This window comes from Methylobacterium sp. A49B (assembly GCF_053346215.1).
On record NZ_JBKFBO010000139.1, the window covers coordinates 46,500 to 64,360 of the forward strand.

Sequence of the window (17,861 nt, forward strand, 5' to 3'; positions counted from 1 at the left end):
CAGTCGGCGGCCGGCAAGCCCCGATCCCAACGCACCCGTCATTTTATAAAAAAACAAAATGAAAGACCGTCGATTTCGTCACTGATGATCCTCCTTGCGGTGAAGGTCAACATTTGATTTACAGAAATCGCAATTCATAATATAAATCTATCAGATGAGGATCCCGCCATGGACGTCAAACGCCTCTCTCCGGACCTGTCGGTGACAGGTCAGCTCGCCCCCTCCGGTCTCGCGGCGGCGGCTAAGGCGGGCTTCCGGGCGGTGATCTGCAATCGCCCCGACGGCGAAGGCGGCGACCAGCCGGGCTTCAGGGAGGTGGAGGCCTCCGCGCGTGCGGCCGGTCTGGAGGCGCGGTACCTACCCGTCACGTCGGGCAAGGTGACGGATGGGGATGTAATGGCCTTCCGCGACGAGCTCGCGGCCCTGCCGAAGCCGGTGCTCGCCTTCTGCCGCACGGGGACTCGCTCCGCGACGCTTTGGGCGCTCGGCGAGGCGGCAGCTGCGCGGCCGCTTCCGGACATCCTGGCTGTCACCAAGGCGGCCGGATACGATCTGAGCGGCGTCGTCCGGCGCCTCGCCGCTGGCGGCCGGGTTCCTACCGAGCACGACGACCAGTTCCACAGCGTGGTCGTCGTCGGCGGCGGGGCCGGCGGAATCGCCGTCGCGGCGAGCCTGAAAGCCCGCAGGCCCGACCTCGACATCGCCGTCATCGATCCGGCGGACGTGCACTACTACCAGCCGGGCTGGACGATGGTCGGCGGCGGGGTGTTCGAGCCAGCCGCCACGGCCAGGACCATGGCTTCCCTGATTCCGGACGGGGTGCGCTGGATCAAGGCGGCGGTCGCCGCCTTCGAGCCCGAGCGCAAGGCGGTGATCCTGGAGGGGTGCCGGGTGGTGCGCTACGACCGCCTCGTGGTCGCGCCCGGCCTCAAGCTTAATTGGGCCGGCATCGAGGGGCTCGCCGAGACTCTCGGGCGGAACGGGGTCACCTCGAACTACCGCTACGACCTCGCACCCTACACCTGGGATCTCGTGCGGAATCTGCGCGCGGGCCGCGCCGTGTTCACGCAGCCGCCGATGCCGATCAAGTGCGCCGGCGCGCCACAGAAGGCGATGTACCTTTCCGCCGACCACTGGCTGCGGCAGGGGCGGCTCGGGGACATCGCGGTCGAGCTCTACAATGCCGGTCTGGTCCTGTTCGGCGTGAAGGAATACGTCCCGGCCCTGATGGAATACGTGAAGCGCTACGACGCGAACCTGAATTTCAATCACACCCTGACCCGGATTGACGGTCCGGCCCGGCGCGCGTGGTTCTCGCGCAAGCCGGAGGCCGGCAGCAGCGAGACGGTTGAGACCGGCTTCGACATGATCCACGTCGTGCCGCCGCAGCAGGCGCCCGACTTCGTCCGCGTCTCGCCCCTGGCCGATGCCGCAGGCTGGGTCGACGTGGACCCTGGGAGCCTCCGACACCGTCGCTTCCCCGAGGTCTACGCGCTCGGCGACGCCTGCAACGCGCCCAACGCCAAGACCGCCGCCGCCGCGCGCAAGCAGGCGCCTGTGGTGGCCCACAACCTCCTCGTCGAGATGGGCCACCTTCGCGGCGCCGAGGTCGCCTACGACGGCTACGGCTCGTGCCCACTTACGGTCGAGCGAGGTAAGATCCTGCTCGCGGAGTTCGGCTACGGAGGCAAACTCATGCCGAGCTTCCCCGCATGGCTGATCGACGGGACGAAGCCGAGCCACCTTGCATGGCTCCTGAAGGAGCGGATGCTGCCTCCGATCTATTGGAAGGCCATGCTCAAGGGACGCGAATGGATGGCTAAGCCGGAGAAGGCAGCCGCCTGAAGCTAAGCGGCGCCGGCTTTGTCCCGGCGCCGCTCGCTGTGCGTCGACGATGCGGGCTCAGTCGCCTGCCCTCAGCCGACAGCTAGGGTTCCGGACCGTGAGGCACGTGTTTGGAGCGGCGCGGCAGCGCCGGCAAGGCCACTGGGCTGAGGCTCGGGTTCCCGTCGCGGCACCATTGCGCCCCGATAGGCCGGGCACGCGACTGTTCGCTCCGGCCGGCCCGCGCCGTTGGCTACCGGCGAGGTCGTGAGCCACCTTGCCGACTGGCGTCGCCGCCACGAACAGGGCGATTTGCGGAAGGCCTAAGGAAAGCCCGGCGCGCGCTGGACCGGGACAGAGGCCAGCCAGGCCCAACAGATGCAGGACTGGGCAGCGCCGGCGAGCGGCGCGAGGAACGGGGCGACAGCGTCCATCAAGGTTCTCCGACCTGACCGAACATCGCCGCCTGGCCGAGCGCCCGCGCTCGCGCATCCGGGCTGCGCGCGGGCAAGCTTCTCCGCGGTCGGCCCGCGATCAGGATGTCGTCGAACGCGTCGAGGAGGGTCTGCATGCGGGCGTCGCTCAGGCTGTAGAACACCACTTTGTGTTCGCGCCGCGTGGCCACGACCTCGGCGTTGCGCAGCTCCCCGAGCTGCTGCGACAGCGTCGGTTGGCGGATGCCGAGCTGCTGCTCGATCTCCGAGACGGACCGCTCTCCCTCCGCCAGGAGATACAGGATGCGCAGCCGGTTCGGGTTGGCGGCGACCTTGAGCAGGTCGGCGACCCGGATCGCTGTCGCCTCGTCCGTGCCGGAGGCCATCACAGGCTTCCCAAGCGATAGTACCAGTCCTGCCCCGCAGCGCCTGGCTGGGCGATCTCGTCGCTTGTGAGCGGCGGATTCACAAGCACCTGGTCGCCAGGTCGCCATCCCTCCGGCGTCGAGACGTCCGATGCGTCGCAGGCTTGGAGCGCCTGCACCAGCCGAAGGATCTCGGCGATGCTACGACCCACCGTCAGTGGGTAGGCAATCAGCGCCCGCACGATGCCTTCCGGATCGATGACGAACGTGGTCCGGACGGTGGCGCTCGACGTCGAGCCGGCCGGCAGCATGCCGTAGGCCCGGGCGATGCCCATGGCGGGATCCTCCACGATGGGGAAGGGCACCCGCACGCCGAAACGCTGCTCGATGCTGTGCTTCCAGGCCAGGTGGGAGGAAAGGCTGTCGACGGATAGAGCAAGCAGGTCGCAGTCGATATCCCGAAAGGCGTCGTAGGCATTGGCGAACGCAACGAACTCGCTGGTGCAGACTGGAGTGAAGTCCGCCGGGTGGGAGAAGAAGACCAGCCAGCGTCCGCGATACGAAGCGAGCATCCTCGCGCCCATCGTCGTCCGCGCGCGGAAGTTCGGCGCCGCGTCCCCTATGATTGGCGGACACGCGGGCGGCGGCGCGAGCGGATCGTCGTCGATTTCGATACTCATAAAACAAAGCTCATAACTGAGGGCGGATTTCGCACATCATGACTACCAAGAGATCGCGGGTCAATATGTGATTTGGTATTCCTTTCTGGGATCATATCACAAATATGTATTGACATGCCTGAGCCTGGGCATATGAAGGCGGGGCGACGTTCCGGCGGCTGGCCAGGGTCGGTGCGATCCATGCTTGACCTCGCGGACGTCCCCATTCCCACCAGGGGCAGGGCCCGACGGATGCTTGCCGACCATCTCCCGAGCGCGCTCGACCTCGCGCGTAGCCAGTTCGCCTTCACGGTCGTCTGGCACTTCCTGTTTCCGGCTTTCACCATCGGGCTGGCGAGCTATCTCGCGGTGCTGGAAGCCTTCTGGCTCGCCACCGACAAGCCAGTCTATCTCGACACCTACCGCTACTGGCTGAAGGTCTTCGCCGTAGCCTTCGCCATGGGCGTCGTGTCGGGGCTGGTGATGAGCTACCAGTTCGGCACCAACTGGTCGGTCTTCTCGGACAAGACCGCTCCCGTGCTCGGGCCGTTGCTGGGCTATGAGGTGTTGACGGCCTTCTTCCTGGAGGCGGGCTTCCTCGGGGTGATGCTGTTCGGCATGGAGCGGGTGGGCCCCCGCCTGCATTTCCTGGCGACCTGCCTCGTCGCGGGCGGCACGCTGCTCTCGGCCTTCTGGATCCTGTCCGCCAATTCGTGGATGCAGACGCCTGCGGGCTACTCGCTCGATGCCGACGGCCGCTTCGTGCCGGAGAGCTGGACGGCGGTGATCTTCAACCCGTCCTTCCCGTACCGTTTCGCCCACACCGTGACGGCGGCCTACCTGACGACGGCGATGATCGTCGGCGCGGTCGGCGCGTGGCACCTGCTGCGCGACCGGACCAATCCCCGCGCCCGGCTGATGTTCTCCATGGCCATGTGGATGGCGGCTCTCGTCGCCCCGGTACAAATGGTGCTCGGCGATCTCCACGGCGGGAACAGCTACCACCACCAGCCCGCCAAGGTCGCGGCGATGGAGGGCCATTTCGACAGCGTGCCCCGGGCGCCCTCGATCCTGTTCGGCTGGCCGGACGCGCAGGCCGCCGAGACGAAGTACGAGATCGGCATTCCCGGCCTCGCGAGCCTCTATCTCGCGCATGATCTTGACGCGAAGGTCACGGGGCTGAAGGATCTGCCGCGCGACACGTGGCCGACCAACCTGCCGCTGGTGTTCTGGGCCTTCCGGGTGATGGTCGGGCTCGGGCTGCTGATGATCGGCCTCGGGCTGTGGTCGCTGTACCTGCGGTACAAGAGCCGCCTGTTCGAGACGCCCTGGCTGCACCGCTTCGCCGTGGCGATGGGGCCCTCGGGGCTGATCGCGGTGACGGCGGGCTGGGTGGTGACGGAATCCGGCCGCCAGCCCTTCACGGTCTATGGCCTGCTGCGTACGGCCGACAGCGTCTCGCCCATCGCCGCCCCCGCCGTGGCGGCCTCGCTCGCGGCCTTCGCGCTGGTCTACTTCGCGGTGTTCGGGGCGGGCATCTGGTACCTGTTCCACCTGTTCAACCAGACCCCACGTCCGCACGAATCTGGTCCTCCCGTCGGCCAACCTGTGCGGACGGCGGGCATCACTCCGGCGCCCGCCCTGGCGGGTGACGCGCACCTGCAACCGGCCGAGTGAGGAGAGCCTGCGATGGAACTCGATCTCACCCTCATCTGGGCGATCCTGATCGCCACCGCCGTGTTCCTCTACGTGGCGATGGACGGGTTCGATCTCGGCCTCGGCATCCTGTTCCCGGCGGTGCGAGGCAAGGCCGAGCGGGACGTGATGGTGAACTCGGTCGCCCCCGTCTGGGACGGCAACGAGACCTGGCTCGTCCTCGGCGGCGGCGGGCTGTTCGCGGTGTTTCCGCTGGCCTACGCCACGATCCTTCCTGCCCTGTACATGCCTCTGATCCTGATGCTGCTCGCCCTCGTGTTCCGGGGCGTCGCCTTCGAGATGCGCTTCCGCATGGCGACGCCGCGCGGGCAGCTGTGGTGGGACCGTGCCTTCTCCTGGGGCAGCTTCATGGCCGCCTTCTGCCAGGGCATCTCGCTAGGCGCCTTCGTCCAGGGCATCAAGATCGAGGGCCGCGCCTATTCGGGCGGTTGGTGGGACTGGCTGACGCCGTTCTCTGTGCTGACCGGCTTCGCGCTCGTCGTAGGCTACGGCCTGCTCGGGGCCTGCTGGCTGATCTGGAAGACCAGCGGCGAATTGCAGATCCGGGCGTATAACCTCGCCAAGCCCTTGGCGGTGGCGACGCTGGTCCTCATCGCCGTAGTCTCGGCGGCGATGCTCGGCCTCAGCGCGCCCTTCCGTGACCGCTGGCTCGGCCTGCCCGGCCTGTTCATCGGGGCACCGGTGCCGATCCTCGTCGGGCTCCTGGCGTGGCGCTTCGCCCATGCCCTGGGACGGCGGGAGGAGGTGACCCCCTTCCTCTGCGCGCTCGGCTTCTTCCTGCTGTCCTATGTTGGGCTCGGCATCAGCATGTGGCCCTACATCGTGCCGCCGAGCGTCACAATCTGGCAGGCGGCGACGCATCCGAAGTCGCAGGCCTTCCTGCTCTACGGGGCGGCGGTGCTGGTGCCGCTCGTCCTGGCTTACACGGCCTACGTGTACTGGCTGTTCCGCGGCAAGGTCACGGCGGAAGCGGGGTACCACTGATGCGCAGGCTCGGCTGGTTTGTCCTGATCTGGGCGATGAGCGTGGCGAGCCTCACCGCCGTCGCCCTGCCGCTGCGGTGGCTGCTTAAGGGGGTGTGAAAGGTCTCGCTCGGCCCATTGCAACCGTGATCCTGCACGCCAGCCTTCAGGACGCTTCAGCTCTTGGTCGGCCCCCTCGCGCGATAGGGCCGAGTGCGAACTTCGCGATAGCGAGCCTGGAACCAATGCCGGTTTGGCGGCCGTCGCGATCGTGGAGAAGGGTCGTGCGGCGGTTGGCGCGTTCGACCAGAGTGATGTTCGTGCCGTCGGTCTCGACAGTGCAATTCTCCGGCCCGGGATGCCAGCGCACAGCCGCGATGACGTACAGTTGTGCTGGATGACTTCCCATTGTTCGGCGGGGGGAAGCCGCCTTAAGCCTGGCTTAAGCAGGACGGCAAGGATGGCGGCATGCATGCACCGTCGTTCAGAGTTTCTCACCTTGCCTTTTCTGCGCTCGTCGCTGTGCTTCCGATGAGGCGTAGGTTGGCTCTGGCGGCGAGCAAGAGTGTCCGCATCGCATTCGGCGGACTGTTAATGTGTGTTGCTGTCTGCCCGGCACACGCCATGAATGGTGGCGAAATCGCCCGGAACGGAACGCAGGCCGGCGTGCCGGCCTGTGCCTCGTGCCACGGGGATGCCGGGGGCGGAAATGCCGAGGGCGGGTTTCCCCGTCTTTCAGGCATCGCGGAGGGCTACCTCGCGCACGAGCTCGACAGCTTCGCCGACGGCAGCCGGGACAATGAGATAATGGGTCCGATCGCCCAAGGCCTGGCACCGGAGGAGCGGCGGGCGATGGCCGTCTTTTATGCCGGGCTCCGCGCCCCGCCGCCCGACAGGACACCGCAGCCGGACGACACGGCATCCGACCGCAGCCGAATGCTGGCGCAGACGGGGGAGTGGACGAAGGCACTGCCCGCTTGCGCACAATGCCACGGCCCGGCTGGGCAGGGAGTCGGCGCCGCCTTCCCGCCGCTGGCCGGCCAGCCAGCCGCCTATCTCGCGGCCCAGCTCTCCGCCTGGAAAGCCGGGACACGCCGCAACGATCCCCTCGGGCTGATGAAGGGGATCGCCGACCGGCTGAGCGATGACGACGCCACCGCCGTCGCCGCCTACTACGCCGCTCTCCCCGCCACGGCAATCGGAGGCGGACGATGAACCTTATGACGCGCTTCAGCGGACGGTTCGCAGCCCGTCTCGCGCTGGCAACGGCGATGGGGGGCCTCGCGGTCCTGACGCCCCTCGGTTCCGTAGGGGCTGAGACAACCGCGCCGCCCTTTGTGCCCAAGCCCGATTCCGCCATCCCCGACGACGACTTCGGCAAGGTCATTCGCCTGGGCGAGCGCATCTTTCGCGACACGGGCGTCGAGGCGCGGGCCTTCGTCGGCAACGATCTGCGCTGCACGAACTGTCATCTGGACCGGGGCCGCCTCGGCCATTCCGCTCCCCTCTGGGCGGCCTATCTCGTCTACCCGGCCTACCGGGCGAAGAACGGACACGTGAATACCTTCGCTGAGCGGCTTCAGGGCTGCTTCCGCTACAGCATGAACGGCAAGGCGCCCCCACTGGGCGATCCCATCCTGGTCGCGCTGGAGACCTATGCCGCCTTTCTCGCCCACGGGGCTCCCGTAGGGGTGAAGCTTCCCGGGCAGGGGTACCCGAAGCTCATCAAGCCCAAGGGCCTCGATCTGGCCCATGGGCGAGAGGTCTACGCCGCGAAATGCGCCCTCTGTCACGGTGGCGACGGTGCCGGGCAGGCGAGCCCGGACGGGACGATCGTTTTCCCGCCACTATGGGGGGGCCGCTCCTACAATTGGAGCGCGGGGATGAGTTCGGTCGTCAACGCGGCGGGTTTCATCAAGGCTAACATGCCGCTGAGCCAGGGCAGCAGCCTCACCGATGCCGAAGCCTGGGACGTTGCCGCCTATATCGACAGCCGCGAGCGTCCCCAGGACCCGCGCTTCACCGGCGATCTCGCGGCGACCCGCAAGGCCCATCACGACAGCCCTTACGATTTCTACGGTCAGGCCGTGGACGGAATGACGCTCGGTGAGGCGGCACCTCCTGCCGGGACCGTGCCGCACTGAACCGCAACTGGACCTCTGGGAGCACGACCATGACCCTCGAACGCCGCAGCCTGCTCGCCCTCGGCGCCGGCCTCGCCGCAGGCATGGCGGAGGCGCGCCCGGCCGGGGCGACCACCGCCGCCGACCTACCCGAGGGCAGCCGAACCCTGCGGGACCTCACAGACCGTCTGGCGAAGGCCCCGCGTCGGCGGGATTTCAAGACCGTGCCGATGATCCTCGACCGGCCAGATCTCTGGGACCAGGAGGCCCTCTCGGAGGTGATCACCTACAAGGGAGGCCCCCGCCAGGTCTGGGACAACACCGACATCGGCGGGCCCTGGCTTAACCTAATGCGCAATGCCCTGAACAATCAGGTCTGGTCATTCAAGCATCCCAATTTTCTGGCCGCCTCGGCGACCCACGGATCGGCGAATGTCGCTCTCTACGACCATGCGATGTGGGACAAGTATCAACTCACCAAGCTCGCGGGTGAGGCGTTCAAGACCAATACGCTGATCGTGCCGAAGAAAGCGGCTCAGGCCGATGCCGTGAACTACCAGGACCCGGCAGGGATGTTCTCGCCGGAGAACAACACCATTCCGGCGCTGATGGCCCGGGGCGTCGTATTCCTCTCGTGTCACAACGCAATCTGGGAACAGGCAGGGACGCTCATCCGGCGCGATCTGAACCCGGACAAGCTCTCGCACGATGCGCTGGCGGCGGAGCTGACGAACCATCTCATTCCGGGCGTCGTCCTGACCCCCGGCGCCGTCGGCACGCTGCCTGAGTTGCAGCAGGCCGGCTTTCATTACGCGAAGTGAGGCCGATAGTGCAGCGCGTGAGCGCCCGCCTTCTCGTCGGGATCCTCGTCCTCAGCGCGGTGACGGAGGTCGAGGCGGCCGACCGGACGAAACGATCGGCGGAGGCGGCCTATCTGGAGGAGGCCTTCGCCCACGAGCTCTGCACCCGCGACGACCGCGCCTTGCGCAAGCTCAACCGCGCCCTGTCCCGCAGCCCGAAGGCCTCGCCGGTCCGCCGATGAGGCGAACCGGCCCGGCGTAACGATGGTCCGCGGTCCTCACGGCCGGTATTGGCCGAAACCATAGCGGGCGAAGACCGCTCGCGCGTCGTCGCCCAGGAGGAAATCCAGCCAGAGCTTAGCCTCGGCCGGATGCGCGGCCTCCTTCACGACCGCTCCAGCATAGATGCCGGTGGCGTTCTGCTCGTCCGGGATGTCGATGCGCTCGGTCGGCAATCCAACCTGCTCTTGGAATAAGGTCTCCGAACGCCAGGTGACGCCGGCCTGTGCGCGTCCCTGCATCAGCCAGACCGGCGTCTGGCGATGGTGCATCCGCGTCAGAAGCGTCGTCCCGTCGGCGACCTTCGTATCGTAGACGGCCTTCACCAAAGCGTCGCCCCCCGCCTTGGCCAGGGAGGCTTTGATCTGGCGAGCGACACCTTCGAATTCGGGATTCGGCATGGCGAGGGTCAGCCCCGGCCGCGCAAGGTCAGCCAAGCCCTCGATGCCCGCCGGATTGCCCTTGGGCACCATGATCGCAAGCTGGTTGGTCGCGTAGATCGTCGGGGGGCCGAGAAGATCGCCCGCTTCGATGAGCCGGTTTACCGCCATGAGGCCCGAGAAGTACGCATCGGGCTTGGCTGTCCAAGTCATGTTGCCGACGGTGATGCGCCCGCCGGCCTTCATCTGTCGGACGAGCAGACCGGGGGGAATCGTCTCGTAGTAGATCTGGCCTTTGAGGTCAGGGTGCTTCGCCTCGAAGGCCGCCACCAGCGGCGCCATGGCGAAGAAGTAGTTGCCGCCCACGTAGAGCACGAGACGCGCGTTGGTCAGATCGCCGTGGAAGTCGGCGAGGTTGTCGGCCTCCTTAACCGTGAATTCCAGCCCCTTGTCGACTGCAGGGTTGTTGGCCCCAGACTGCCATGGGGGAAACCGGTCTATGTGTGAATCGATCGCGTGGATCGGGGAGGCTTGAATCACAAGCAAACCGCAACCCAAAGCAAGGCTGAGAAATCTGATTTGAGGCATCGAAATCGTCTCCCTCTAACGCCGGACGGAGACGTCGCCGCTCGACCCTGCAACTTAAGTCAAGCTTAAGGAGGAGTTGTGAAGCCGCGGCCAGCTCCTGACCGGCGTGCAATTTCCGGAAACGGCAGCGAGCTACAATGACGTCCCTTGGTACGAAGACGTCAAACTAGCTGGCGACGTGGCTGGGGTGAGACCGGCGGGAAGGTGAGGTCCGTATTGAGGATAATGGAAGTGGCAGCGTGAAGGGTAGCTGAGTATCCCATGAGCTTAAGGCGGAATTTCTTGATGGTCCGCTTTGGAGAAGGTGCCGGAGTTTGCCGGACGGCCGTATTGGGCGCAAAGCGGAATGGCGGCTTTCGAGAGGCAACCTAATGACGGCTTACGGCGCTCTTCCACCTCTGCAGCTTGTACCGGGCGACAGATTCAACCCATTTGATGTCGGCGCTGCGCCAAACGTCGGTGCACCTTTATGTGAGACCCAGTTTTACGAGACGTTTTCACGTCGCCATCCGCCTAACCGGCGCCGCAACATTCCAAAGGGCCAGCCGGTATAGAGTCAGCCACGGGTCCCTCAATCCGGATCAGCCGGCGGAGCGCGTGTGCACGACGTTCGATACCCCAATCAGGAAGACGTCCGGCCGCAGAAGCATCGTCGGCACGCATCCGCAGCGTGAGAAGATCGGATCCGTCTTTGCCGCTTGTATTAGCTTGCGCGAGTCGGCCATCCGGTTCGGGTTGATCCGCACGTTGCCCTATCGTTACTGGCACAGCCTCTCGGCCGAGCATCTTAGGCGTCTGGCCATTGACGCGTCCAATCTGGACAATACCCGTTGACGCGAGGTGACAACCAGTCTCGCTTTATAAGCTCGCTGCCCTCCAGGGGAGCGCTCAGATCTGAATGGCCTCGTTATGCGCATCAGCGGGCCCGTAATCAGCTTAGGTTGGGAGACCACGCTCCTTCCTTGAGAGGCCATCACCGATCAATTCGCTGGCCGAAGGGATGGGGGAGCCCGATTAAAGATCTTGGGCAGGGGAGCAGCAACCGCATGGGAAGCGTTTTTCCGAGAAACGTCGCAAAAAAATTTGATAGTGAGCCAGCTTTGGGCCGTTCGACATTCGCAATCGCGGGCACGATTGATGTCGACCGTCGTCACTCAGCTCATCGGAGATAGCAGCGGTGCGGAGCAGGGCTCGCAGCGCTTCACACAGGCCATCCGCGCCATGCGAGCGGCCGACCCCGCTGACCTCGCCATCCAGGCGATCCGCGACGGCCTCAACCGCTACTTCGCCGAGATTGGCATCGCGATCGACCTCGACGCGGCCCTACAGACCGCAGGAGGTGCCGCACGAGCGCAATCCTTTCCTGTCGCACCTGCTCGACATGGATGCCGACATCAGCGACGTGGCTCGCTGGGGCGAATTGCTGTTTGACCTGGGCGCATCGCCGAACACCATCGATCCCGTCGTGCTCCACGTGATCGCCGGGCCGCTTGCGGACCTCGGCAAGCGGCTCGACGTCAGCTGGCACGAAGCACTTCGGACTGCTGGGTGTCCGTCATGAGCGCCGCAGCATCCTGCCGAGGCCTGATCCTCGGTCTCGCCGCGCTTACCCTTGCGGGCGGCGCGGCGGTCGCTGGCCCCTCTGATCTGGCGCGTGATTGCGACTGGGGCGTGTCTCATCTGGCTTGGATCGACAATCCAGGAAGCGATGATCGTGATTGGCCAGACGAACGCCTGCACCGCGAGCTCGGCCGGGTGGATGATGTGCTTGACCGCATCGCGGCGGAGCCTTCCACAAGTCTTGCCGATCTCGCAGCGAAGGCCCGTCTGATCCTTGCTAACGACGGGGAGATGCTGAGCATGAGCGACTGCTCTGATGATCGCGCAGTGCTGTGCGTGCTGCGAGAGGTCAACGCGCTATGCGCCTGATCCTCATCCTTCTCGCTCGTGCCAACGTCCACCGGGCGATCGCCGACATTGCCCGGAGCGATTGCCTGCGCCGCGAGGCACAAGACGCGCTCGACTCGGCTGAGCGGCGCATGGGCTAGACGGGCTGCCTCGCCGCGCGCGTCCGCGCCTTCCGCTGACACTCAGCCTCGCCGCCCGCGGCGGATCGGCTGGCGGCGAGCAAGGATCAACGAACGTCGAACTTCTTTAAGCGTTTGATCTCGTCAACGATCAAATCATAGAATTCGAAAAAAACCGCCTTCTCGGTCTCGGAATATTCTCTGTGATGAATATCAAAGATGTTCGCAAGATTTGCTAACAGTTCGAGCGGGTCAGACGACGTAGGAAATGCTCCGCTCAGAGCAGCCAATATTTCTGTGTTCATGCTGCGGCCGTTCTGCTCTGCACGATCGCGTATGCGATCGCGGAGGTCCTCCGGCAGCCGGAGCTTCATCTGAGGGTCGTCGCGCGCCATCCCCGATTAATGGACCACCGTGGTGTTGACTTCAAGGGACCACCGTGGTTGCATGCCGTCCATCCCAACTATGGGGAAAACTTCATGTCTCAAGCACCGCAACTCAAGATCCGCCTTCCTTCCGAGATTAAACTGTTCATCGCTAAGCAGGCTGAAAATAATGGCTCAACACTGAATAGTGAGGTCATCCGCGCAATTCGGGAAAAAATGGACCGGACAATTGTCGTTGATCGGCGATGAGTGCCGGGGTACGTAGGCAGATCATTACTCAAGCCGCAATAGCTCGCGCCGTGAAGGGCGCCCAAGCCGCCGGCCTAAAAGTCGGGCGTGTCGAAATCGAGGATGGCCGGATCGTGGTCTACTCCAGCGCAGAGGCTGGCGTTCCGCCAGCCTCTGAATACGACGCATGGAGGGCAAGACGCGATGCGCGTGAGACTTAGAGGCCTCAACTCGAAGACGAAGGTCCTCGCCGACGGGACGAGGCAAACATACTGGTACGCCTGGAAGGGCGGACCGCGGATCGAAGGTGAGCCGGGCACGCCCGAGTTCGTGGCGAGCTACACGGCGGCCATGGCAAGCCGCACGAAGACACCCGCGGGCGTGCTGCTTTCGGTGCTCAACGCCTTCCAGGACAGCGAGGCGTTCCGCCGGCTCGCAGACGTGACCCGCAAGGACTACGTTCGGCACATCCGCAATATCGAGCGCGCGTTCGGAGATTTCCCGATCGCAGCCCTGACCGATCGGCGCAGCCGCGGCGACTTCAGGGCTTGGCGCGACGGGCTGGCTAAGACGTCGAAGCGACAGGCCGACTACGGCTGGAGCGTGCTGGCTCGGGTGCTGTCGTGGGCCCTAGATGGGGGCCTAGTCCCGGCCAACCCATGCGAGAGGGGAGGGCGCCTCTACAAGGCCGAGCGCAGCGACAAGGTGTGGTCGGACGCCAACGAGGCCGCTTTCCTCGCCCTGGCGCCTCAGCACCTGCACCTGCCGCTAATCCTGGCGCTCTGGACCGGCCAGCGACAGGGTGACCTCCTGCGATTGCCCTGGTCAGCCTACGACGGGAAGGTGATTCGCCTGCGGCAGAGCAAGACCGGAACGCGGGTTGTGGTGCCGGTCAGCTCAACGCTAAAGGCGATTCTCGATACGACAGCGCGTCGCAGTCCCGTGATCCTGCTCAACTCGGATGGCCGGCCCTGGACCAGCGATGGCTTCCAGTCGTCGTGGCGCAAAGCCTGCGCCCGTGTCGGAGTAAAGGGCGTCACATTTCACGATCTGCGCGGGACGGCGGTGACGAGGCTGGCGTTGGCCGGATGCACCGTGCCGGAAATCGCGACGCTGAGCGGGCATAGCCTTTCGGACGTCCGATCGATCCTGGATGCCCACTACTTCAATCGCGACCCGCAGCTCGCGCTTGCCGCCATCGAGAAGCTCGAACGGAGAACGAATTCTCCCGACCGATCTCCCGACCGTGCCGTTACGTTCTAGCGGCTAAACTGAAAAAGCTGAGTGTAATGAGGTGGCTGGGGGACCTGGATTCGAACCAGGACTAGAGGAGTCAGAGTCCACCGTTCTACCGTTAAACTATCCCCCAAGCTATGTTCTGGCTGAGCCTTCTGACAAGCTGATCGCCAGGCACGACCCGCGTTGCATGAGCAGCCCGCGGCGTGGGCGGTGGGATAAGCGGAATGTTCCGGCAGGTCAACCGGTCGTTCAGTGGTTGACGCGGGAACGAACACGGCCCTAACCATCGCCTTGTGGATCCCGCGAAGGAAGGGTGGCCGAGTGGTTTAAGGCAGCGGTCTTGAAAACCGCCGTGGGGGCAACTCCACCGTGGGTTCGAATCCCACCCCTTCCGCCAGATTTCGTCGTTTCGACTGCGTAATTCCCGGATCTGGGCCTCTACCCCACCAGCGTAGATCCGATGGCCACCAACCCCTCCGTCTTCGAACTGCGCAAGGCCGCCGAGAGCTCCGACCAAGAGATGGATGCTGCTATCGACGCGGTGCTGGCCGACCTCGCCGCCAAGGCCTATCCGCTCGCGAAGGGCTGGACGCTCGACCTAGTCGAGATGCTGCAAACAGACGAGCGCGCGGCCGATGCACCGAAGACCGACAAGGCGGCCTGGAAGCGCAACATGGGCCGGACCGCGATCCTGCTGGCGCATCCCGTGAAGGGGTGAGCGCGGACGAGCCCGACTCGATCCTTGAGGCTGTCGAAACATCGCGAGCCGCCGGGCGCAGACCCAAACCGTGCCCATGCGTTCGAGGTAAACCGTCACGCACGCGATGCGGCGGCGGTGTCGGGCCTCAGCCACGCTCGACCACAGGAGCGCACAGGCGAGCGCCAGCGCCGCGAAACAGCGGGTCATCGTAGATCTCTTGGCTACACGAAGGCGATTTTACCAGCAATTCCACGCGCGAAGTGCTAAATAAGGCGGGATTATTGATTTTGTTGGGGCGATACATATTCGCCGTCAGACGAGAGCCACTTGCGCAACGGAGATGCTAGTAATTAAGGCTGGCAGCGATCGCACGCGGGGTTTTATCTACGTAAACGATGCGGATACGCTAGCGCGCACAATATATTGATCGGATCGAAACATTAGGTATCGTGTATGTTGTCTAGATAAATCGATCGCAGATTCGTTTGGGAGTCGTGAAATGAATTCGGCAAAAAAATCTTTGAGCGCCATGTCGTTCTTGGGTTTGGCCCTCTTCTCGATGCCCTCCAGCGCTCACGCCTCCTTATTGGATGTACTTTTCGGTGGTGGGGGTGGCGGTGGTCAGCAAGGAGGCGGCAATACGGGCGGAGCCCCGTCGCCAGAAGTGAATGCTATGCTCGGGTTAGTGCTGGCTGGAGGCACGGTCGCCTTCCTCAAGCGCCGGAAGAGCAAAGCCAAGGCTGAGTGAAGCGGCGCAAGAGGGGTGCGGGTCATTATCCTTGCTGATGTTCCGCAGCCCTATGCTGGCGGCGCGCATCAGTCGCTCTTCTCGGCGGAGAGGTGCAGGGTCACCGCCGCGGAAGTGGACTGGAATGGGTTGTAGTTCGCCAGCGTGCTCAGCAGCGAGATGACCGCCGGGTTCGTGCGGCTCTCGCGGACCAAACCCGTGACGGTGATCGTCTTGTCGGCGTTCAGCGTGAGGCCGTAAAGGCGGAAGACGTAGTCCCTCGTCCCGGCGGCTTGGATCGCGTGCCGGATTACCGGCAGCACCGCGAAGTACCCGGCAGGGATGGTCGCTGAGACCACGCCGCCCACCGGCACGTTGACGGCCTTCGCCCAGGAGCCCGCCGTGATGCCTGCCGAAATGCACGCTCCAGTCCGGGGGCTGGCGCTGAAGGCTCTACGCGCAGTCGCGGCGAACCCCGGCGGCCTCCGGACGCAGGCTCGGCCGTCCATCATGCCGATGCTGGTCGAGACGGGGCTGGACGAGTCGCGCGTTACCCGCGGCCCAGGGCGCACGCGGTCGGCTGGTACTTGATACACGCCGGTCGCCAGCTGCTGTTCCAACTCGGGCGGAACGAGGTGCGGGCCGACTGAGCTGCGGGTGTCCGGCTACGCGCTGCGGTCTGCGACGGCCGCTCCCGCTTCCGCACGATCCGAGCCCGGTCGCGCAGTGTGACCATGTGCGTCGACCATTCCTGGCACGGGCCCTAAAACGCGGCGAGCGCGAGGGCCAGCGGGTAGATTGTGGCGAGGTGCAGCTCGATGTTGCCGCCGACCTCCTTCCAGACTTCGATCGTGTAGGGCACGCCCGGCGGCACCGGCGGGATCTGCCTCACCGGCGGCGGCAGCGTGATCGCGGCGAGGCACAGGTGCTCGTATTTGCGCGCGGTGCGCAGCGTTCCGCCAAGCCCTTTCCCGGTCGGCCATCTAGGTCACGGCCACGTCGGCGAACGTGACCGGTGCCGGCAGGGGCGGGGGCGCGACCGCCGCAGCCTTCGCGTCGATCGGGTCGATGCCCTCGGCGATCTGCGCACGGGCGTCCGCGGCCATCTCGGGTGCCCGGGCCAGGGACACCGCATTTCCGGAGCCGAAGCCCCTCTCGCGACGGTTGCCTCGCACTTGGTAGAGCATCGCCCAACGCCTCGATCCGCTAGGCTCGATTACGAGGTCGAGGCCGCCGTCGGCGTGCCGGCCGGGCTCGTTCAGCGTCTGGACCCTGCGAGCCGAAAGGCGGTTGATCTCGCGCGCCATCTACCCCACCAGCTACCCCACATTCGACGCCGATTGGCCCAATCGTAGCGGACACCCGTGGAATTTTTTCCCGTGAGCGGCTTGCTATCGCAAGGGAAATCGACAGTGGTGGACGTTGATGGATCGGACTTCGGCAGACACCCCTTCCGCCAGCTGGAGGTGTCCAGTCAATCAATCCGAAGACTTGAAGGATCACAACCTGTTAGAATCGACCCTATCGAAAAGGTCTGAATTGTAGCTCCGTTATTTGGCGTATTTTAATGTTTCAACAGCCTCCTTGTCGCCGGCACATGCTCGCGAACAGGCTTTGAGTCCACATATTTTACTCCCTCGGCAGGATCGATGTGGAACGATGCGCCGATGCAGTCGCGGCGGCGGTGATGATCCGCACGCGCGCAGCCAATAGAGATCATCGTCGCGATGGACTTGCCTGCCGCGCCCTCCGTCATGCTATGACCGTCCCGATACACGGCCGCGTCCGAGTTGCATGCGCGTGAGGCCACACACCGATGAGTAGGCGTCTGGCGGCGATCCTCGTGGCCGACATCGTCGGCTACAGCCGGCTCATGGGCGCCGACGAGGGCGGCACGATCCGGCGCCTCAAGGCCCTGCGCCGCGAGGTCACCGATCCGGCCATCCAGGCCGCCCAGGGCCGCATCGTCAAATCCATGGGCGACGGCCTGCTCGTGGAGTTCCCCAGCCCGCTGCGCGCCGTCACCTGCGCGCTGCGCATCCAGCAGGCCATGGCGCAGCGCGAGCCCGCCCTGCCCGAGGAGCGCCGCTTCCGCCTGCGCTTCGGCATCACCGTCGGCGACGTGCTCGCCCAGGCCGACGGCGACCTGTTCGGCGACGGCGTCAACGTGGCCGCCCGCCTGGAGCCGCTGGCCGAGCCGGGCGGCCTGTGCGTCTCGCGCTCGGTCCACGATCAGGTGCGCGACCGGCTGCCCTGCCGGTTCGAGGACCGCGGCAAGCTCGATCTGAAGAACATCGCCCGGCCGGTGGGCGTGTTCGCGCTCTCGGCCGCGGCCGTCCAGGCGCTGGTCCTGCCCGAGGACGAGGACGACGACGAGGATCTGCCCGGAGCCGGGGCGCGCGCGGCCGGGCCGGCGGCGGGGCC

General features: G+C 65.3%; 25 protein-coding genes, 2 tRNA genes and 1 pseudogene. 18 read left to right on the plus strand and 10 right to left on the minus strand.

Going from position 1 to position 17,861, the window contains the following annotated elements:
- Positions 1-168: 168 nt before the first annotated feature.
- Entirely contained in the window at positions 169-1,845 is a 1,677-nt protein-coding gene (locus tag ACLBX9_RS28595; protein ID WP_447721276.1) for a TIGR01244 family sulfur transferase, read from the plus strand.
- A 243-nt stretch (positions 1,846-2,088) separates the two neighbouring features.
- Here the strand turns inward: ACLBX9_RS28595 and ACLBX9_RS28600 are convergent.
- From ACLBX9_RS28600 to ACLBX9_RS28610, 3 genes and pseudogenes are all read right to left on the minus strand, one after another.
- Positions 2,089-2,196 (minus strand): annotated as a pseudogene (locus ACLBX9_RS28600) (YeeE/YedE family protein); the annotation flags it as partial.
- Between the two features lie 61 nt (positions 2,197-2,257).
- Entirely contained in the window at positions 2,258-2,644 is a 387-nt protein-coding gene (locus ACLBX9_RS28605; RefSeq protein WP_447721277.1) for an ArsR/SmtB family transcription factor, read from the minus strand.
- Positions 2,644-3,303 carry a peroxiredoxin gene (locus tag ACLBX9_RS28610; protein ID WP_447721278.1) on the minus strand — a complete coding sequence of 220 codons (660 nt, stop codon included), beginning with the start codon at positions 3,301-3,303 and terminating at the stop codon, positions 2,644-2,646. Before ACLBX9_RS28610 ends, ACLBX9_RS28605 begins: the two co-directional genes overlap by 1 nt.
- A gap of 231 nt (positions 3,304-3,534) precedes the next feature.
- Here ACLBX9_RS28610 and ACLBX9_RS28615 point away from each other — a divergent pair, with 231 nt between their 5' ends.
- The 7 genes from ACLBX9_RS28615 (at position 3,535) to ACLBX9_RS28645 (ending at position 9,125) form a co-directional block, all read left to right on the plus strand.
- Complete coding sequence (locus ACLBX9_RS28615; RefSeq protein WP_447721298.1) at positions 3,535-4,959, plus strand: cytochrome ubiquinol oxidase subunit I; 1,425 nt, start codon at positions 3,535-3,537, stop codon at positions 4,957-4,959.
- A gap of 12 nt (positions 4,960-4,971) precedes the next feature.
- Positions 4,972-5,982, plus strand: coding sequence for a cytochrome d ubiquinol oxidase subunit II (cydB, locus tag ACLBX9_RS28620; RefSeq protein WP_447721279.1), 1,011 nt, complete (start codon positions 4,972-4,974; stop codon positions 5,980-5,982).
- A gap of 35 nt (positions 5,983-6,017) precedes the next feature.
- On the plus strand, positions 6,018-6,080 hold the full coding sequence (locus tag ACLBX9_RS28625; RefSeq protein WP_289015239.1) for a hypothetical protein: 63 nt from the start codon (positions 6,018-6,020) through the stop codon (positions 6,078-6,080).
- 348 nt (positions 6,081-6,428) lie between these two features.
- Positions 6,429-7,175 carry a c-type cytochrome gene (locus ACLBX9_RS28630; protein WP_447721280.1) on the plus strand — a complete coding sequence of 249 codons (747 nt, stop codon included), beginning with the start codon at positions 6,429-6,431 and terminating at the stop codon, positions 7,173-7,175.
- Positions 7,172-8,104 (plus strand): c-type cytochrome, encoded by a 933-nt coding sequence (locus ACLBX9_RS28635; RefSeq protein WP_447721281.1) that lies wholly within the window; start codon positions 7,172-7,174, stop codon positions 8,102-8,104. The genes ACLBX9_RS28630 and ACLBX9_RS28635 overlap by 4 nt, the downstream gene beginning before the upstream one ends.
- A gap of 29 nt (positions 8,105-8,133) precedes the next feature.
- Positions 8,134-8,904 (plus strand): thiosulfate dehydrogenase, encoded by a 771-nt coding sequence (tetH, locus tag ACLBX9_RS28640; protein ID WP_447721282.1) that lies wholly within the window; start codon positions 8,134-8,136, stop codon positions 8,902-8,904.
- 17 nt (positions 8,905-8,921) lie between these two features.
- Positions 8,922-9,125 (plus strand): hypothetical protein, encoded by a 204-nt coding sequence (locus tag ACLBX9_RS28645; protein WP_447721283.1) that lies wholly within the window; start codon positions 8,922-8,924, stop codon positions 9,123-9,125.
- A 36-nt stretch (positions 9,126-9,161) separates the two neighbouring features.
- Here ACLBX9_RS28645 and ACLBX9_RS28650 read toward each other — a convergent pair whose 3' ends face one another.
- Positions 9,162-10,130 carry a molybdate ABC transporter substrate-binding protein gene (locus tag ACLBX9_RS28650; RefSeq protein ID WP_447721284.1) on the minus strand — a complete coding sequence of 323 codons (969 nt, stop codon included), beginning with the start codon at positions 10,128-10,130 and terminating at the stop codon, positions 9,162-9,164.
- 597 nt (positions 10,131-10,727) lie between these two features.
- On the opposite strand from ACLBX9_RS28650, the gene ACLBX9_RS28655 reads away from it, so the two are divergent.
- From ACLBX9_RS28655 to ACLBX9_RS28670, 4 genes are all read left to right on the plus strand, one after another.
- Entirely contained in the window at positions 10,728-10,964 is a 237-nt protein-coding gene (locus tag ACLBX9_RS28655; RefSeq protein WP_447721285.1) for a hypothetical protein, read from the plus strand.
- 505 nt (positions 10,965-11,469) lie between these two features.
- Positions 11,470-11,691, plus strand: a complete 222-nt coding sequence (locus ACLBX9_RS28660; RefSeq protein WP_447721286.1) for a hypothetical protein — start codon at positions 11,470-11,472, stop codon at positions 11,689-11,691.
- Positions 11,688-12,059, plus strand: coding sequence for a hypothetical protein (locus ACLBX9_RS28665; protein ID WP_447721287.1), 372 nt, complete (start codon positions 11,688-11,690; stop codon positions 12,057-12,059). The genes ACLBX9_RS28660 and ACLBX9_RS28665 overlap by 4 nt, the downstream gene beginning before the upstream one ends.
- Positions 12,050-12,178 carry a hypothetical protein gene (locus tag ACLBX9_RS28670; protein ID WP_447721288.1) on the plus strand — a complete coding sequence of 43 codons (129 nt, stop codon included), beginning with the start codon at positions 12,050-12,052 and terminating at the stop codon, positions 12,176-12,178. Before ACLBX9_RS28665 ends, ACLBX9_RS28670 begins: the two co-directional genes overlap by 10 nt.
- Positions 12,179-12,264: 86 nt before the next feature.
- Here the strand turns inward: ACLBX9_RS28670 and ACLBX9_RS28675 are convergent, their stop codons facing one another.
- Positions 12,265-12,552: an Arc family DNA-binding protein gene (locus ACLBX9_RS28675; protein ID WP_447721289.1), complete on the minus strand. Its 288-nt coding sequence runs from the start codon at positions 12,550-12,552 to the stop codon at positions 12,265-12,267.
- Between the two features lie 84 nt (positions 12,553-12,636).
- Here ACLBX9_RS28675 and ACLBX9_RS28680 point away from each other — a divergent pair, with 84 nt between their 5' ends.
- Complete coding sequence (locus tag ACLBX9_RS28680) at positions 12,637-12,792, plus strand: Arc family DNA-binding protein (RefSeq protein WP_447721290.1); 156 nt, start codon at positions 12,637-12,639, stop codon at positions 12,790-12,792.
- Between the two features lie 309 nt (positions 12,793-13,101).
- On the plus strand, positions 13,102-14,034 hold the full coding sequence (locus ACLBX9_RS28685) for a tyrosine-type recombinase/integrase (protein ID WP_447721291.1): 933 nt from the start codon (positions 13,102-13,104) through the stop codon (positions 14,032-14,034).
- 32 nt (positions 14,035-14,066) lie between these two features.
- Here the strand turns inward: ACLBX9_RS28685 and ACLBX9_RS28690 are convergent.
- Positions 14,067-14,140 (minus strand) — tRNA-Gln (locus tag ACLBX9_RS28690).
- Between the two features lie 177 nt (positions 14,141-14,317).
- Between ACLBX9_RS28690 and ACLBX9_RS28695 the strand changes: the two genes are divergently transcribed.
- The 3 genes from ACLBX9_RS28695 to ACLBX9_RS28705 all read left to right on the plus strand — a co-directional run bounded on the left by ACLBX9_RS28695 (position 14,318) and on the right by ACLBX9_RS28705 (position 15,458).
- Positions 14,318-14,407 (plus strand) — tRNA-Ser (locus ACLBX9_RS28695).
- A gap of 63 nt (positions 14,408-14,470) precedes the next feature.
- Entirely contained in the window at positions 14,471-14,728 is a 258-nt protein-coding gene (locus tag ACLBX9_RS28700; RefSeq protein ID WP_447721292.1) for a hypothetical protein, read from the plus strand.
- Positions 14,729-15,209: 481 nt separating this feature from the next.
- The gene (locus tag ACLBX9_RS28705; RefSeq protein ID WP_447721293.1) at positions 15,210-15,458 is read left to right on the plus strand and encodes a hypothetical protein; all 249 of its coding nucleotides are present in this window, start codon (positions 15,210-15,212) and stop codon (positions 15,456-15,458) included.
- Between the two features lie 68 nt (positions 15,459-15,526).
- Here ACLBX9_RS28705 and ACLBX9_RS28710 read toward each other — a convergent pair whose 3' ends face one another.
- The 4 genes from ACLBX9_RS28710 to ACLBX9_RS28725 form a co-directional block, all read right to left on the minus strand.
- Complete coding sequence (locus tag ACLBX9_RS28710) at positions 15,527-15,796, minus strand: hypothetical protein (protein WP_447721294.1); 270 nt, start codon at positions 15,794-15,796, stop codon at positions 15,527-15,529.
- Positions 15,797-16,200: 404 nt separating this feature from the next.
- Positions 16,201-16,329: a hypothetical protein gene (locus tag ACLBX9_RS28715; protein WP_447721295.1), complete on the minus strand. Its 129-nt coding sequence runs from the start codon at positions 16,327-16,329 to the stop codon at positions 16,201-16,203.
- 91 nt (positions 16,330-16,420) lie between these two features.
- Positions 16,421-16,744 (minus strand): Arm DNA-binding domain-containing protein, encoded by a 324-nt coding sequence (locus ACLBX9_RS28720; protein ID WP_447721296.1) that lies wholly within the window; start codon positions 16,742-16,744, stop codon positions 16,421-16,423.
- A gap of 257 nt (positions 16,745-17,001) precedes the next feature.
- Positions 17,002-17,193: a hypothetical protein gene (locus ACLBX9_RS28725; RefSeq protein WP_447721297.1), complete on the minus strand. Its 192-nt coding sequence runs from the start codon at positions 17,191-17,193 to the stop codon at positions 17,002-17,004.
- A gap of 60 nt (positions 17,194-17,253) precedes the next feature.
- Here ACLBX9_RS28725 and ACLBX9_RS28730 point away from each other — a divergent pair.
- On the plus strand, positions 17,254-17,861 hold a 608-nt coding region (locus tag ACLBX9_RS28730), incomplete at its 3' end, for an adenylate/guanylate cyclase domain-containing protein (RefSeq protein ID WP_447721051.1).

Coding starts and splice junctions, on each gene's coding strand:
- ACLBX9_RS28720 (WP_447721296.1), bottom strand. CDS start 16,744: ATGGCGCGCGAGATCAACCGCCTTTCGGCTCGCAGGGTCCAGACGCTG.
- tetH (WP_447721282.1), top strand. CDS start 8,134: ATGACCCTCGAACGCCGCAGCCTGCTCGCCCTCGGCGCCGGCCTCGCC.
- ACLBX9_RS28595 (WP_447721276.1), top strand. CDS start 169: ATGGACGTCAAACGCCTCTCTCCGGACCTGTCGGTGACAGGTCAGCTC.
- cydB (WP_447721279.1), top strand. CDS start 4,972: ATGGAACTCGATCTCACCCTCATCTGGGCGATCCTGATCGCCACCGCC.
- ACLBX9_RS28610 (WP_447721278.1), bottom strand. CDS start 3,303: ATGAGTATCGAAATCGACGACGATCCGCTCGCGCCGCCGCCCGCGTGT.
- ACLBX9_RS28680 (WP_447721290.1), top strand. CDS start 12,637: ATGTCTCAAGCACCGCAACTCAAGATCCGCCTTCCTTCCGAGATTAAA.
- ACLBX9_RS28605 (WP_447721277.1), bottom strand. CDS start 2,644: ATGGCCTCCGGCACGGACGAGGCGACAGCGATCCGGGTCGCCGACCTG.
- ACLBX9_RS28635 (WP_447721281.1), top strand. CDS start 7,172: ATGAACCTTATGACGCGCTTCAGCGGACGGTTCGCAGCCCGTCTCGCG.
- ACLBX9_RS28675 (WP_447721289.1), bottom strand. CDS start 12,552: ATGGCGCGCGACGACCCTCAGATGAAGCTCCGGCTGCCGGAGGACCTC.
- ACLBX9_RS28670 (WP_447721288.1), top strand. CDS start 12,050: ATGCGCCTGATCCTCATCCTTCTCGCTCGTGCCAACGTCCACCGGGCG.
- ACLBX9_RS28700 (WP_447721292.1), top strand. CDS start 14,471: ATGGCCACCAACCCCTCCGTCTTCGAACTGCGCAAGGCCGCCGAGAGC.
- ACLBX9_RS28665 (WP_447721287.1), top strand. CDS start 11,688: ATGAGCGCCGCAGCATCCTGCCGAGGCCTGATCCTCGGTCTCGCCGCG.
- ACLBX9_RS28725 (WP_447721297.1), bottom strand. CDS start 17,193: ATGACGGAGGGCGCGGCAGGCAAGTCCATCGCGACGATGATCTCTATT.
- ACLBX9_RS28615 (WP_447721298.1), top strand. CDS start 3,535: ATGCTTGCCGACCATCTCCCGAGCGCGCTCGACCTCGCGCGTAGCCAG.
- ACLBX9_RS28650 (WP_447721284.1), bottom strand. CDS start 10,130: ATGCCTCAAATCAGATTTCTCAGCCTTGCTTTGGGTTGCGGTTTGCTT.
- ACLBX9_RS28705 (WP_447721293.1), top strand. CDS start 15,210: ATGAATTCGGCAAAAAAATCTTTGAGCGCCATGTCGTTCTTGGGTTTG.
- ACLBX9_RS28630 (WP_447721280.1), top strand. CDS start 6,429: ATGCATGCACCGTCGTTCAGAGTTTCTCACCTTGCCTTTTCTGCGCTC.